This window comes from Microtetraspora niveoalba, assembly GCF_001570405.1.
GTDB lineage: Bacteria > Actinomycetota > Actinomycetes > Streptosporangiales > Streptosporangiaceae > Microtetraspora > Microtetraspora niveoalba.
The window spans coordinates 145,826-160,743 of the sequence record NZ_BBYM01000019.1; the positions used below are offsets into that span (position 1 = coordinate 145,826).

Below are 14,918 nucleotides of genomic sequence, written 5' to 3' on the forward strand. Positions count from 1 at the left end.
CGGGGTCCTCTGGACCCGCTCAGCCGTCGATGGAGCACACCAGGTCCTCCAGCTCGCGCATGAGCCGCTCGGTGCGGGCCGCACCGTACGCCGCGAGGATGGCCCGGCGGTGCTCGCCGATGCCCGCTTCCAGGCGGCCGAGCAGGTCGCGCCCCCGGTCGGCGAGGAAGGCCGCCACCTTGCGCCGGTCGAGGGGGTCGTGCCCGCGGTAGACGAGGGCGCGTTCCACCAGCCGGTCGACCGCCTTCGTGAGGGTGGGGTGCGGCATCAGCGCCGCCTCGGCGAGGTCGCCCATGGAGTGGCCGCGCCCGTCGGCGAGCGCCTGGAGGATGCGCCACTGCTCGACGGTGACCTCCTCGGCCGCCAGCGCCGCCGACAGGCCGCGGTTGACCGCGCGTTCGGCCCGGCTCAGCAGGTACGCGAGCGATGACCCGAGGCCCGAGGGCGACGACTGCTCGCCCGCGCCCTCGCCCGTCGCTTCGCCCGTCGCTTCGCGCGTCCCTTCGCATGTCCCTTCCACGGACCGCCCGACCGGCTCCCCGACCGGCCCCGCCCGGCGCTCTCCGGTGGATCCCGCGGCCGTCACGACGCCACCGGCCCGTCCGCGGGGTGGCGCCGTACCGTCATCGTGGCCACCGCCGTCCCTTTCCCGCGCTCCGCTGTGCTTTCCAGTGCCTTCCCGCCTTCCTGCGCGCCCTCGTGCGGGCTTTCCCGATGTGATTCTTCGTGATTTTCGGTGCTGTCCCGATTTTCGAGTGGTTTCCGGCGGTTTCCTTCGCGGGTGGGGATGGACGATACTCTCCCCCGTGATCGATCCCGCCGCGATGGTCATCGATCCCCTGGAAGCGCACCTCCTCAGGGCCGACACGCTGCGCGTGTGCCTGGTGGTGCCCGTCTCCGGCGTGCTCGGCCTCGTCGGACCGTGCGCGATCAACTGCGCGGTCCTGGCCGCGGCGGAGGTGAACGGCGCGGGCGGGCTGCTCGGCAGGCCGGTAGAGCTGGTCCTGGTGGACGGCGGCCGGAGTCCGGCCGAGGTCGGCGCGGAGGTCGCCGGCCTGGTGCGGGCGGGAGCCGTACAGGCGGTCGTCGGCACCCACGCGAGCGACGTGCGCGTCGGGATCGAGCGCGCGCTGCGGGGGGCGGCCCCGTTCGTCTACACGCCCCCGTACGAGGGCGGCGCGCGTTCCCCGGGGGTCTACTTCCTCGGCGAGCAGGCGTCCTCGCAGGTCGCCCCGGGGATCGACTGGCTGATCGCCCACCGGAGGGCGAGGCGCTGGTTCCTGCTGGGCAACGACTACATCTGGCCGTACCTGGTCCACGCGTCCGCGCGGGTGCACCTGACGTCCCGCTCCGCGCGCATCGTCGGCGAGCGGTTCCTCCCCGCCGGCACCCGCGACATGGAGCGGGTGATCGAGGAACTGGCCGCCGTACGGCCCGACGCCGTGCTGCTCAACCTGATCGGCAGCGATCTGATCGAGTTCAACCGGGCGTTCGCGGCGAGCGGGCTGCACTGCGCCCGCCTGTGCGGCGCGCTGGAGGAGCACGGCCTGCTGGCCATCGGGGGCGACTCCAGCGGCGAGCTGTACACCGCGATGGGCTATTTCGGGGGCATCGCCACCGACGACAACCTCTGGCTCCACGAGCGCTACACGCGACGGTTCGGCCCGGACGCGCCGCTGCTCAACGGGCACGGGCACGGATGTTACGAAGGGGTGCTCATGCTCGCGGCCCTCGCCGCCCGCGCGGGCTCCCTGGCGGTGCCGGCGGTCGAGGCGGTCGCCGACGGGACCACGGTCATCACCGGCCGCGGCCCGCTCACGCTGCGGGACCGGCACGTGTTGCAGCGCGTCTACCTGGGACGCGCCGACGGCCTGGACTTCGATCTCGTGACCTCCTCCCCCACACCGTGAGTCCGCCGACGCCCACCGGACCGTCCGGCGCGCCTGGGGGCGCCCGCCGAGGCGGGGCAGGCCCGTCTGACCGCCGCCGTGACGAGGCCGGCGCCGAAATTTTCAAACGAAATCTTTTCCTTTTCAAGGAATAGTCCTATCGTACGCTCTGCCCCCAGCGTTCGAAGGAGTTCTCGATGTCGTCCCCCTCCACGACGCCGTCCTCACCGACGTCACCGCAAGGCGCCGCGACCGGCGTCGAGCGTTTCGGATACCAGCAGGAGCTGCAGCGCTCGCTGAGCTTCACCGACCTGCTCATCTACGGCCTGATCTTCATGGTGCCCATCGCGCCGTTCGGCATCTTCGGATCCGTTTTCGAAGGCTCGGGCGGCATGGTCGCGCTGGCCTACGTCATCGGCATGGTGGCGATGGCCTTCACCGCCCTCTCGTACGCCCAGATGTCGAAGGCGTTCCCGATGGCCGGCTCCGTCTACACCTACGCGGGCCGCGGGATCGGCGCCCCGGTCGGCTTCCTCGCCGGATGGGTGATCCTGCTCGACTACGTGCTCGTGCCCGCGCTGCTCTACCTCGTGGCCGGCGCGGCCATGACGTCGTTCGTGCCCGCGGTGCCCGTCTGGGCCTGGATGATCATGTTCATCGTCCTCAACACGGCGGTGAACTACTTCGGCATCCAGATGACCGCGCGCATGAACAAGATCATGCTGGTCGCCGAGCTGATCGTGCTGGCGATCTTCCTGGTCATCGGCGTCGTCGCCCTGGCCCAGGGCAAGGGTCACGGCGACGTGTTCAGCCCGATCTTCGACTCCTCGACGTTCTCCTGGCCGCTGGTGTTCGGCGCCGTCTCGGTCGCGGTGCTGTCCTTCCTCGGCTTCGACGGCATCTCGATGCTCGCCGAGGAGAGCCGGGAGGACGCGCGCAAGCTCGGCCGCTCCATGGTCGGCGCGCTCATGCTCGCGGGCGCCCTGTTCATCGCCCAGACCTGGGTCGCCGCGCTGCTCGCCCCGAACCGCGAGGAGCTGCTCGCCCAGGGCTCCACGATGGACTCGGCGTTCTACGACGTCGCCGAGTACGCCGGCGGCCACTGGCTGAGCGTGCTGACCGCCGTCGCCACCGCGATCGCCTGGGGTTTCGCGAACTCGCTGGTCGCCCAGGCCGCCACCTCGCGCCTGCTGTTCGCCATGGCCCGTGACCGGCAGCTCCCCCGCTTCCTGAGCAAGATCCACCCCAAGCACAAGGTGCCGGTCAACGCCACGTTCCTCACCGCCGCCGTCTCGCTCGTCCTCGGCCTCTACCTGTCCAACCAGGAGGACGGCATCGGGCTGCTCAGCTCGCTGATCAACTTCGGCGCGATGACCGCGTTCCTCGCGCTGCACGTCTCCGTCGTCGTCCACTACGTCGTACGGCACCGCAGCCGGGACTGGTGGCGGCACCTGATCGCCCCGGCCATCGGCTTCCTGATCCTGCTGTACGTTGTGATCAACGCCAAGGTCGCGGCGCAGGCGGTCGGCCTGACCTGGCTGGCGATCGGCGTGCTGATCCTTCTCGGCTCCATCATGATGGGCCGGCGCCCCTCCCTTCCCGACGAGACGGAGGTCTCCGAGTGAACGTCGTCTCCTACCGCCCCTCGGCGGAGGACCTGGCCTACACCTTCGGCGGGCGGCCCGCCGTGGCCCGCGTCGCCCCCGGCACGGTCCTCGAACTCTTCACCGAGGACTGCTTCGGCGGCCGGGTGCGCGGGCCGGAGGACCTTCCGTCGAGGGTGTGCGAGTTCCCCTTCCTCAACCCCGTCACCGGCCCCTTCCACGTGGAGGGCGCCGAGCCGGGTGACACGCTCGCCCTGCACTTCGTCTCCATCGAGCCCGCCCGCGACTGGGCCGTGTCCACGACGTTCCCCCACTTCGGGGCGCTCACCGGCACCCACACCACCGCGATGCTCCAGCCTCCCCTCGAGGAGGTCGTCTGGATGTACGAGGTGGACGCGGAGAAGCGGACCGTCCGCTACCGCGCCCGGCGCGGCGACTTCACGGTGGAGATGCCGCTCGACCCGATGCACGGCACCGTGGGCGTCGCGCCCGCCGCGTCCGAGGCGCGGATGACGATCACCCCGGACGCGCACGGCGGCAACATGGACACGCCCGAGCTGCGGGCCGGCGTCACCGTCTACCTCGGGGTGAACGTGGAGGGCGGCCTGTTCTCCATCGGCGACGGGCACTGCCGCCAGGGCCACGGCGAGGTCTGCGGCACCGCCGTGGAGGCCGCGATGAACACGGTCGTCGCGGTCGAGCTCGTCAAGGGCGTCGCCACGCCGTGGCCGCGCCTCGAGGACGACGACCACCTGATGTCCACGGGTTCGGCGCGGCCCCTCGAGGACGCCTACCGCATCAGCCAGCACGACCTGGTCACCTGGTCGGCCGCGCTCACCGGGCTCGACGAGCTCGACGCGTACCAACTGGTCAGCCAGGGCGGCGAGGCCCCCGTGGGCAACGTGTGCGACACCAACTACACGATGGTCGCCAAGCTGCCGAAGGCGTACCTCGGCCGTCCCGAGATCTACGAGTCGGCGCACGCGCGCCTGCGGACCCTCGGCGAGCAGTACCTCTCCTCCCGCTGACCGCCGAGTCGCTCCGGCCGGTCCCGTTCCCCTGTCGGGCCGGGACCGGCCGCGGGCTCCCGGCGGACGCGACCGGCCCGGTCAGCCCGCCGCCTCCAGGGGGCGTACGGCGTCGGCGAGCGCGGCCGACACGACGTCTTCGCACATCGCGTGGGTGACGAGCGCGTCGTCGGCGTGGAGCACCCGGCCCGCGCGGACCGCGTCCAGGAACGCGTGGCAGATCTGCTCGATGCCGCGCTGCCGGGCGACCGGCGTCCACGGCGGCCTCCGGGACAGCGTCTCGCCCCCGGCGTGGTCGACCACGTCGCCGAGATCGACCACCCGCCGCTTGCGCCCGTCGCCCATGACCTCGCAGGTCTCCTCCGCCGCGCCGCCGAGCCTGTTCATGATCCCGATGGCGGTGAATCCGTCGCCGCCCAGTTCGAGGACGACGTGTTCGAGCAGCCCGCCCCGCACGCGGGTGCGCACCCGGACGTCCGTGACCTCGCCCGGCGCGAGGAACCGCAGCGTGTCGACCACGTGGATGAAGTCGTCGAAGACCACCGAGCGCGGGTCCGCCGCCGCCCCCACCCGGTTCTTCTCCAGGATCACCAGGTCTCTCGGCAGGTCGCGCAGGGCCGCGTAGCCGGGCGCGTACCTGCGGTTGAATCCCACCATCAGTGACCTGTCCCGCGCCCGCGCGAGCCGTACGAGCCGCTCGGAGTCGGCGAGGTTGTCGGTGAGCGGCTTGTCCACGTAGACGTGTACGCCGGCCTCCAGCAGCGCCTCGACGATCGGCCCGTGCGCGGCCGTCGCCGCGTGGACGAACGCGGCCTCGATGCCCGCCCCGAGCAGCGCCTCGACGGTGGTGTACCGGCGATCGACGCGGTAGGCCGCCCCGAGCCTGGCCAGGGTGTCCTCGTTGCGCGTGCACAGGTGGGGCACGATCCCCGGCGTCGACGCGAGCACCGGCAGATACGCCTTCTCGGCGATGTCCCCGAGCCCGATGATCCCGATCTTCACGCACGGATCCTATGCGCCGCATCGAGGAGGCCGGCGGCCGCACGCTCAGACCTGGTGCCAGACCAAGCGCAGAACGGCGTTCACGACGTAGAGGGCGGCGAAGACGGCACCGCCCGTCACGAGCCCGGACGCGACCAGGGCCGCCGCGCCGCCGCCGAACCAGGCGATCTCGAACGCCGCCCTGGCCGGGCCGTGCAGCTTGAACCTCGCGCCGTTCGCCGCCGCGAAGAGCCCCCAGAGAGTGGCGAACACCGCGGGTGCGCCGAGCCCGGCGAGGATCCTGACCGCGAGGGGAGCGCCGAGGGTGAACCCCCAGTACCCCACCGAGACCAGCACGCCGAGTTCGAGGAAGAACATCAGGGCGAGGTTGGTCCCCTTGGCGGCGGTGAGCATCGGCACTCCTTCGATTGTCGCTCTCGTTCGAGAGCAATGCTCTCTTATGAGAGCGAGTGTCGTCAAGAGCAGTGCTCTCGATTGCCGCCCCCGCTCTGGTAGCCTCCGGGACATGAACGCCAGCCGTACCGCACGTGAACGAGTCAGAGCCGAGCTGACCAGGGAGATCACCGACATCGCGCGCCGCCATCTCGCCGTGGACGGCGCGGCGGGCCTCTCCCTGCGGGCCGTGGCCCGGGAGATGGGCATGGTCTCCTCGGCGATCTACCGCTACTTCCCGAGCCGCGACGACCTGCTCACCGCCCTGATCATCGACGGGTACAACGCGCTCGGCGAGGCGGTCGAGAAGGCCGACGCGACCGTCCCCCGGGACGACTTCACCGGCCGCTGGCTGGCGGTCTGCCGGGCCGTACGCGAGTGGGCCGTCGCCCGCCCGCACGAGTACGCCCTGCTGTACGGTTCGCCGGTGCCGGGCTACCGCGCGCCCGAGGACACCATCGCCCCGGGCGCCCGGGGCGTCGCCGTGTTCGGCCGGATCGTCGCGGAAGCCGTCGCGGCCGAGCGCCTGGCCCCGCCCGCCGTCCTGCCCGAGCCGCCGCCGGCCATCGCCCCCGACGCCGAGGTCGTGCGCACGCTCATCCCGGGCGCGTCCGACGACGTGATCAGCCGGGCCGTCACCGCCTGGACCGGCCTGTTCGGCATGGTGAGCTTCGAGGTGTTCGGCCAGTTCACCAACACGATCGACCACCGGGCCGAGTTCTTCGAGCACGCCATGACGTGCCTCGCCCGCGTGCTCGGCCTCCCCGCCTGACCGCGTCCCGGCACGAATCTCCTGGCCGAGACAGCGGAGGGATCCCGGTCACGGCGGAGCTGGAAGTGATCTTCCAGCGTGCCGCGGCCGCACGCAACGGAAAGGGGCGGCGGCCGTGGATCTACACGGACGCCGCCCCTGTTCAGGTGGTCGTCGCGGCCTCATGGGCGACGCGACCGGTCGTCTCTCGGCGGTGCGGGGCAGGTGGGGCAGGTCGTGCCCCGCCCTGCCCGTGGTCTACGGACGGTCAGCGGCCGGCGCGGTTGACGGCGGAGATGATCGCCTTCAGGGACGCGGTGGTGGTGTTGGCGTCGATGCCCACCCCCCACAGGGTGCGGGAGCCGCCCTCACCGCCGACCTCGCACTCGACGTACGACGCGGCCTTGGCGTCGGTGCCCGCGCTCATGGCGTGCTCGGTGTAGTCGAGCACCCGGACCTCGACGCCGATGCCGCGCAGGGCGTCGCAGAAGGCGGAGATCGGGCCGTTGCCGACACCCTCGATCTCGCGGATCTGGCCGTCCACGCGGACGTCCGCGTTGATCATGTCCTTGTCGTCGACGCTGGAGGAGCCGCGGTGCGCCAGCAGGCCGAGCCGGCCCCACGGCTTGGCCGGGTTCGGCAGGTACTCGTCGGTGAACGCCTCCCAGATGGCGGCCGGGGTGACCTCCCCGCCCTCGGCGTCGGTCTGCGCCTGGATCACGCGGGAGAACTCGATCTGCAGGCGGCGCGGCAGGTCGAGCTGGTGGTCGGCCTTCATGATGTAGGCGACGCCGCCCTTGCCGGACTGGCTGTTCACCCGGATGACCGCCTCGTAGCTGCGGCCGATGTCCTTCGGGTCGATCGGCAGGTACGGCACGGCCCACGCGAAGTCGTCCACCGGGACGCCGGCGGCGGCCGCGTCGCGCTCCAGGTGCTCCAGGCCCTTCTTGATGGCGTCCTGGTGCGAGCCGGAGAAGGCGGTGTACACCAGCTCGCCGCCCCACGGGTGGCGGGGGTGGACGGGCAGCTGGTTGCAGTACTCGACGACGCGCCGGATCTCGTCCATGTCCGAGACGTCGACCTGCGGGTCGACGCCCTGCGAGAACAGGTTCATGGCCAGCGTGACCAGGCAGACGTTGCCGGTGCGCTCGCCGTTCCCGAACAGGCATCCCTCGATGCGGTCGGCCCCGGCCATGTAGCCCAGCTCGGCGGCGGCGACGGCGGTGCCGCGGTCGTTGTGGGGGTGCAGCGACAACACGATCGAGTCGCGGTAGGCCAGGTTGCGGTTCATCCACTCGATCTGGTCGGCGTAGACGTTCGGCGTGGCCATCTCGACCGTGGCGGGCAGGTTGACGATCACCTTGCGGTCGGGGGTGGGCCGCCAGACGTCGTTGACGGCGTTGCAGACCTCGACGGCGTACTCCAGCTCGGTGCCGGTGAAGGACTCCGGGGAGTACTGGAAGAAGATCTCGGTGCCGTCCATCTCGGCGGCCATCTTCTTGCACAGCTTGGCGCCCTCGACGGCGATGGCCGTGATGCCGTCCCTGTCCTGGCCGAAGACGACCCGCCGCTGCAGCGTCGAGGTCGAGTTGTACAGGTGGACGATGGCCTGCTTGGCGCCGCGCAGCGACTCGAAGGTGCGCTCGATCAGCTCGGGCCTGGCCTGGGTGAGGACCTGGATGACGACGTCGTCGGGGATGCGGTCTTCCTCGATGATCTGCCGGACGAAGTCGTAGTCGGTCTGGGAGGCGGCGGGGAAGCCGACCTCGATCTCCTTGTAGCCCATGCGTACCAGCAGCTCGAACATCTTGAGCTTGCGGTGGGCGTCCATGGGGTCGATCAGCGCCTGGTTGCCGTCGCGCAGGTCGACGGCGCACCATTGCGGCGCCCGGTCGATGACCTTGTCGGGCCAGGTGCGGTCCGCCAGCCGGATCGGCTCGAACGGCGTGTAGCGGTGGAACGGCATGGGGCTGGGCTGCTGTTGCGGGTACATCATGCTCCTCGATGGACGCGCCGGCACGAGCATGGGAAGACGGTCATCCCGTTCGGGAAGAAGGGGCTCGCCACCGGTAAAAGACCTGGGGCGGCCGACGCGCACGGCAGTCTCCGCGGCGAGGGAGCCGGCCTCTTACAGGCCCTCGCCGCGGCGGATAAGAAGAAGCCCGCGCAGCACGCCTTGCAGATTAGCAGACGGCGTCGACCGCTCCGGACCGCCCGGGGCGGGGACACATATCCGGTTCGCCGGTGGAAAGGGGGTCGGGCATGAAGGACGACGAGATCCTCGGCCGCATCGGCGAGCTCATCGACGAGGAGCACATCCTGCGCGGGAGGCTGGCGGCGGGCGAGCTCACCACCGACGAGGAACACGAGCGGATCAGGACGCTGGAGCAGTCCCTCGACCAGTGCTGGGACCTGCTCAGACGGCGCCGGGCCAGCAGGGACGCCGGAGAGGACCCCGACTTCGCCGCGCCGCGGCCGGTGAACGAGATCGAGGACTACGAGCAGTGATCCGCCGCCGCGCAGCCCGTACGCGGCGCGCGGCGGCCGGAGCGAGCGGGGCGGCCGGAGCCGGCGGGGCGGCCGGGAGCGCGGAGGACGGCGGCCCGGATAATCGCTCGCGCCCCGATCGGGGGTGGGGTTTCCTGGTGGACATGGACTTCGAGCGCCTCCGCCTCTCCGAGCCCGGCGACCGGCTCACCGGTCTGTACGCGATCCACCAGGCACTGGACGAGCGGGGCGCCCCGACCTCGCTGCGGCACTTCTCGGCCTCGCTGGAGAGCGGCTGGTCGGGCGAGCGCGGGGAGAGCTGGGTCGTCAGGGTGGACGGCGAGATCGCCGGCGGCTGCACGCTGCACTACCCGGACGAGGACAACACCCACCTGGCGAAGCTGATCACGCTGGGCGTCCACCCCGACCGGCGACGCCGGGGGCTGGGCGGGGCGCTGCTCGACCACGCGATCGGCCGCGCCCGCGGCGAGGGCCGCAGCCTGCTCATCTGCGAGACCCCGACCGACGGCCCGGGCGCCGCCTTCGCCCGGGCCCGGGGGTTCGCCCCGGCCACCGCGGAGGCGCGCCGGGTCCTCGACCTGCGCACGGTGGACTGGGCGTCCTTCGAGCTCATGCGGGCGGACGCGGCGCGGCACGCCCGGGGATACACCCTCCAGCGGTGGGCCGGGCCGGCCGACGAGGAACTGCTCGACGACCTGGCCCTGCTGACCACGTCCATGAACGACGAGCCGCTCGGCGATCTGGAGATGCGGGCCCACCGCTGGACCGCCGAACGGATCCGGGCCTCCGACCTGGCCGTGGCGAACGCCGGGCTCACGGTCTACACGATGATCGCCCGGCACGCCGCGAGCGGCGAGCCGGCCGGTTTCACCCGGATCCTGGTGGACGCGGAGGACGCGCGCGGCTGGGCGCGACAGGTCGACACCGGGGTGCTGCGGGCGCACCGCGGCCACCGGCTCGGGACGGTGCTCAAGCTGGCGAACGCCGCCTGGCTGCACGCCTGCGAGCCGGACATCGAACGCGTCATCACCTGGAACGCCGACTACAACGCGTACATGCTGCGGATCAACGAGCTGATGGGGTTCCGGCTGCTGGACCAGTGGAACGCATGGCAGCTCCGCATCTGATCCGGTGGATGCTCCCGGTGCCGCTGGTTATGATCCCGCAGTGGTGTCAAACGGTGGAAACCACGATGAATCCCCGATAGGTGACGACCTGCGCGAGGGGGATCCACGTCAGGTCGGGCCCTTCGCGCTCCTGCGCAGGCTGGGGCAGGGCGGCATGGGCGCGGTCTACCTCGGCCGCGCCCCCGACGGACGACAGGTCGCCGTCAAACTCATCCACCCGCAATGGGCCGCGGACCCCGGATTCCGCCGCCGGTTCACCCGCGAGATCACCGCGGCCCAGCGCGTCGCCCGCTTCTGCACCGCCCCCGTCCTCGCCGCCGACGTCGAGGGCGACACCGCCTACCTCGTCACCGAGTACGTCCCCGGCCCCACACTCCAGAACGCCGTACGCGCGGGAGGGCCCCTCAGCGGATCCCATCTCGAAAGCGTGGCCGTAAGCGTCGCGGTCGCGTTGCAGGCCATCCACGCGGCCGGGATCGTCCACCGTGATCTCAAACCGGCCAACGTCATCCTGTCGCCGCTCGGGCCCAAGGTCATCGACTTCGGCATCGCCCAGCTCGCCGAACCCGGAGCCCACACCAGCGCCGCCATCGTCGGCACCCCCGCCTACATGCCACCCGAACAGGCCAGAGGCGAACGCGTCACCCCCGCCTCCGACATCTTCGCCTGGGGAGCACTCGTCGCCTACGCCGCCTCAGGCCACGCCCCCTTCGGCGACGGAACCCCACCCAGCGTCATCTACCGGATCGTCCACCACGAACCCGACCTCACCGCACTCGAACCCCACCTGCGCACCATCGTCGCCCACACGCTCGCCAAAGAACCCACCCACCGCCCCACCGCGCAACAACTCCTCGACACCCTCACCAAGGGAGCCCACCCCGTTACGGCGGGGATGCCGGACACCGGCAGAGCCGGGCGTACGGGCGACCTCGACGGCACCGGCGCGACCGCCGAGACCGGCGGTACGGCGGGCACGGTCGTCGCGCGGCGCAGGACCGGGCTCCTCGCCGGGGCGGCGGCCGCCACCCTGGCGCTCGTGACGGCGGGGGTCGTCGTCGCCCTGCGGATCGGCGCGACCGGCGGAGACGACGGATCGCACGGGCGGACGGCCGCCTCCCCGGCGGCGTCCGCGTCGTCCGCGGCGGCCACCTCGGGCGCCTCACCCGGCGCCGCGCAGGACGGAACGAACGACGGGGCGAAGGACGGCTCCGGAGGCGGCGCGAAGAACGGCAACCCGCTGACCGGCTCCGCCGTACGGTTCTATGTCAGCCCGGACGGCGCGGCGGCCCGCCAGGCGTCCACCTGGCAGGCGGCCGGACGGGACGGCGACGCCGCCCTCATGCGGGCGGTGGCCCGGGTCCCGCAGGCGGTCTGGCTGGAGGCGCGCATGTCGGACGCCGACGCCGCGCGGATCGTGAACGCGACGCTCGACGTCGCCGGGAAGCAAGGATCGGTCCCCGTGTTCGTCACGGACCGCATCCCGCTGCGCGACTGCTACCCCAACGGCGCGCCCGACTCGCGGGCGTACTCCTCGTGGATCGACGCGATCGCCACCGCGATCGGCGACCGCCCGGCGGTGGTCGTCCTGGAGCCGAACAGCCTGAGCAAGGTCCCGGGCACCCAGGGTTGCGCGCTCGGGGGACGCGGCGGCGAGCAGGCCCGTTACGACCAGCTCTCCGGCGCGGTCGGGCGGCTCGGCGCGCTCCCGCGGACCGCCGTCTACCTCGACGGCGGGCAGCGGTACTGGCCGTCGATCGAGAACGCCGCGAACCGCCTGATCAAGGCGGGGCTGGACCGGGCCGACGGATTCTTCCTCAACGCCTCCGGCTTCCAGCCGACCGAGACCATCGAGGCGTACGGCGTCAAGCTGGCCAAGTGCGTCCATCTCACGAAGACGCGCGGCCCGAGCCGCTGCCTCGACGCCGAGGTCGACGTGGTCCCCGACGAAACGCCGGGGCTGCCCCACTTCGTCGTCGACACCGGACGGAACGGCAAGGGCGAGTGGCGTCCGCCCGACGGGAAGTACAAGAAGGCCCAGGAGTGGTGCAACCCTCCCGGACGGGGGCTCGGCCCGCGCCCCACGACGGACACCGCGAGCGGCCTCACCGACGCCTACCTGTGGCTACGCGACCCCACCAAGTCGAACGGCACCTGCACGCGCGGCACCTCGGGGCCGGAGGACCCCGCCTACCGGGTGGTCGCCCCGCCCGGCGGCGAGTTCTGGCCGGACCTCGCCCTCCAGCGGGCCAAGAACGCCGTCCCGCCCCTTTCGTGAGGACACCCCGACGAGCCGACAGATGGGAACCATGACGAGCGACGACGCGGGCGAGCCGCTGCGCGACGGCGATCCCCGGGAGGCGGGCGGGTACACGCTCCTGCGCAGGCTGGGGCAGGGCGGCATGGGCGCGGTCTACCTCGGCCGCGCCCCCGACGGACGACAGGTCGCCGTCAAACTCATCCACCCGCAGTGGGCCGCCGACCCCGGATTCCGCCGCCGGTTCACCCGCGAGATCACCGCCGCCCAGCGCGTCGCCCGCTTCTGCACCGCCCCCGTCCTCGCCGCCGACGTCGAGGGCGACACCGCCTACCTCGTCACCGAGTACGTCCCCGGCCCCACCCTCCAGCAGGCCGTACGCGCCGGGGGACCGCTGACCGGGGCCAGCCTGGAGGCGGTCGCGGTCAACGTGGCGGTGGCACTGCGGGCGATCCACGACGCGGGCGTGGTGCATCGGGACCTGAAGCCCGCCAACGTCATCCTGTCGCCGGTCGGGCCCAAGGTCATCGACTTCGGCATCGCCCAGCTCGCCGAACCCGGAGCCCACACCAGCGCCGCCATCGTCGGCACCCCCGCCTACATGCCCCCCGAACAGGCCAGAGGCGAACGCGTCACCCCCGCCTCCGACATCTTCGCCTGGGGAGCACTCGTCGCCTACGCCGCCTCAGGCCACCCCCCCTTCGGCGACGGAACCCCACCCAGCGTCATCTACCGGATCGTCCACCACGAACCCGACCTCACCGCACTCGAACCCCACCTGCGCACCATCGTCGCCCACACCCTCGCCAAAGAACCCACCCACCGCCCCACCGCGCGACAACTCCTCGACACCCTCACCAGGGGAACTCACTCCGGCTCCCTCCCGGGCGGCCCGGATGTCCGTACGGGCGAGGAGACGGGCGCGGGCGGCGCCGAGGGCGGAACGGCGCTCAGCCGCCGGCGCCGCGGAAGCGTGGTCGCGGGGACGGTCGTCGCCGCGCTCGTCACGGCGGGCGTGGTCATCGCCACGCGGGCGCCGGGGGCGCACGACGGGCAGGACGATACGGCGCGGTCCACCGCAGCGCCATCCACAACGGGGCCATCCACCACCGGGCGGACCGCGCCTGCGGGGGATCCGTCGCCGGGCTCGGGAACGGGGCCGAAACCGGGCGGGCATCCGCTGTCCGGAACCGGCGTCCGGTTCTACGCGAGCCCCGACGGCGACGCCGCCCGCCAGGCGTCCATCTGGAAGGCCGCCGGACGGGACCACGACGCCGCCCTCATGCGGGCGCTCGCGCGGGTCCCGCAGGCGGTCTGGCTGGACCGTCTCACCCCGGCCGAAGCCGCCGCCTCCGTCAGCTCGATCATGGGCACGGCGTCGCGGCAGGGCGCGGTGCCGGTCCTGGTCACCGACCGCATCCCGCTGCGCATCTGCGGCGGCGGCGAGGACAGCGGCGCGGCGAGCTCGGCCGACTACCTCGCCTGGATCGACGCGATCGCCGCCGCGATCGGCGACCACCCGGCCGTGGTCGTCCTGGAACCCAACAGCCTCACCGTGCCGCCCGGGTCGCGGGGATGCGCCCGGGAAGGCGCCGAGCAGACGGAGGCCAGGTTCCGCGACCTGGCCGCGGCCGCCGACCGCCTCGGGAAGCTGCCGCGCACGGCCGTCTATCTCGACGGCGGCGTGGAGGGCTGGCCCGACCTCCGCACCACCGCCGCGCGGCTGATCAGGGCGGGCGTCGGCAGGACCGCGGGCTTCTACCTCAACGTGTACGACCACCAGCGCACGGAGCGTCTCGTCGCGTACGGGACGAGGCTCTCCCGATGCGTCCGCGTCATCACGTCGAACGCGAACGGGACCTGCGCCGACGCCGAGCTCGACGCGGTCCCCGCGGACGGCCCCGGGCTCACCCACTTCGTGATCGACACGGCCAGGAACGGCAGGGGTGTGTGGCGGCCGCCGGCCGGTGAGTACGCGGAGCCGCAGGAGTGGTGCAACCCTCCGGGGCGCGGCGTGGGGGTCCGCCCCACCACCGGCACCGCGAGCGAACTGGCCGACGCCTACCTGTGGATCCGCCCGCCCGGCGTCTCCAGCGGTGTCTGCGCCCGTGGCGGCCGCGGCCCCGAGGACCCGTTGTACGGGACCGTCGCCCCGCGCTTCGGCGCGTGGTGGGCCCGGATGGCCCTCGAACGCGCGAAGAACGCCGTCCCGCCCCTGTCGTGAGGACAGGTGAACCCGATGGGGGCGCTCGCCCGGGTCCGGCGGGCGGTCCCGGCCGGACCGTCTCACCCCGGCCGACGCCGCCCTGTCGCCAGCTCG

12 protein-coding genes are annotated in these 14,918 nt (G+C 72.4%); 8 read left to right on the top strand and 4 right to left on the bottom strand.

Annotated features, from left to right (window positions below):
* Positions 1-19: 19 nt before the first annotated feature.
* Positions 20-520, bottom strand: coding sequence for a MarR family winged helix-turn-helix transcriptional regulator (locus tag AWQ70_RS41330; protein WP_245647053.1), 501 nt, complete (start codon positions 518-520; stop codon positions 20-22).
* A gap of 286 nt (positions 521-806) precedes the next feature.
* Here AWQ70_RS41330 and AWQ70_RS20050 point away from each other — a divergent pair, with 286 nt between their 5' ends.
* From AWQ70_RS20050 to AWQ70_RS20060, 3 genes are all read left to right on the top strand, one after another.
* Positions 807-1,910 (top strand): substrate-binding domain-containing protein, encoded by a 1,104-nt coding sequence (locus tag AWQ70_RS20050; protein ID WP_245647054.1) that lies wholly within the window; start codon positions 807-809, stop codon positions 1,908-1,910.
* Between the two features lie 176 nt (positions 1,911-2,086).
* Positions 2,087-3,514: an APC family permease gene (locus AWQ70_RS20055; RefSeq protein WP_067178242.1), complete on the top strand. Its 1,428-nt coding sequence runs from the start codon at positions 2,087-2,089 to the stop codon at positions 3,512-3,514.
* Complete coding sequence (locus AWQ70_RS20060; protein ID WP_067178244.1) at positions 3,511-4,521, top strand: acetamidase/formamidase family protein; 1,011 nt, start codon at positions 3,511-3,513, stop codon at positions 4,519-4,521. Before AWQ70_RS20055 ends, AWQ70_RS20060 begins: the two co-directional genes overlap by 4 nt.
* An 81-nt stretch (positions 4,522-4,602) precedes the next feature.
* Here the strand turns inward: AWQ70_RS20060 and AWQ70_RS20065 are convergent, their stop codons facing one another.
* Both AWQ70_RS20065 and AWQ70_RS20070 read right to left on the bottom strand, forming a co-directional pair.
* On the bottom strand, positions 4,603-5,523 hold the full coding sequence (locus AWQ70_RS20065; protein WP_067178245.1) for a Gfo/Idh/MocA family protein: 921 nt from the start codon (positions 5,521-5,523) through the stop codon (positions 4,603-4,605).
* A 45-nt stretch (positions 5,524-5,568) separates the two neighbouring features.
* Entirely contained in the window at positions 5,569-5,916 is a 348-nt protein-coding gene (locus AWQ70_RS20070; protein WP_067178664.1) for a YrdB family protein, read from the bottom strand.
* A gap of 112 nt (positions 5,917-6,028) precedes the next feature.
* Between AWQ70_RS20070 and AWQ70_RS20075 the strand changes: the two genes are divergently transcribed.
* Positions 6,029-6,727: a TetR/AcrR family transcriptional regulator gene (locus AWQ70_RS20075; protein WP_067178247.1), complete on the top strand. Its 699-nt coding sequence runs from the start codon at positions 6,029-6,031 to the stop codon at positions 6,725-6,727.
* A gap of 247 nt (positions 6,728-6,974) precedes the next feature.
* On the opposite strand, the gene leuA is transcribed toward AWQ70_RS20075, so the two are convergent.
* Complete coding sequence (gene leuA / locus AWQ70_RS20080; RefSeq protein ID WP_067178665.1) at positions 6,975-8,699, bottom strand: 2-isopropylmalate synthase; 1,725 nt, start codon at positions 8,697-8,699, stop codon at positions 6,975-6,977.
* Between the two features lie 269 nt (positions 8,700-8,968).
* On the opposite strand from leuA, the gene AWQ70_RS20085 reads away from it, so the two are divergent.
* The 4 genes from AWQ70_RS20085 to AWQ70_RS20100 all read left to right on the top strand — a co-directional run bounded on the left by AWQ70_RS20085 (position 8,969) and on the right by AWQ70_RS20100 (position 14,822).
* Positions 8,969-9,214 (top strand): DUF2630 family protein, encoded by a 246-nt coding sequence (locus AWQ70_RS20085; protein WP_067178249.1) that lies wholly within the window; start codon positions 8,969-8,971, stop codon positions 9,212-9,214.
* 143 nt (positions 9,215-9,357) lie between these two features.
* Positions 9,358-10,341, top strand: coding sequence for a GNAT family N-acetyltransferase (locus AWQ70_RS20090; protein WP_084517462.1), 984 nt, complete (start codon positions 9,358-9,360; stop codon positions 10,339-10,341).
* A 43-nt stretch (positions 10,342-10,384) separates the two neighbouring features.
* The gene (locus AWQ70_RS20095) at positions 10,385-12,619 is read left to right on the top strand and encodes a glycoside hydrolase family 6 protein (RefSeq protein ID WP_157530198.1); all 2,235 of its coding nucleotides are present in this window, start codon (positions 10,385-10,387) and stop codon (positions 12,617-12,619) included.
* 31 nt (positions 12,620-12,650) lie between these two features.
* Entirely contained in the window at positions 12,651-14,822 is a 2,172-nt protein-coding gene (locus AWQ70_RS20100) for a glycoside hydrolase family 6 protein (protein ID WP_218004603.1), read from the top strand.
* Positions 14,823-14,918 lie beyond the last annotated feature (96 nt).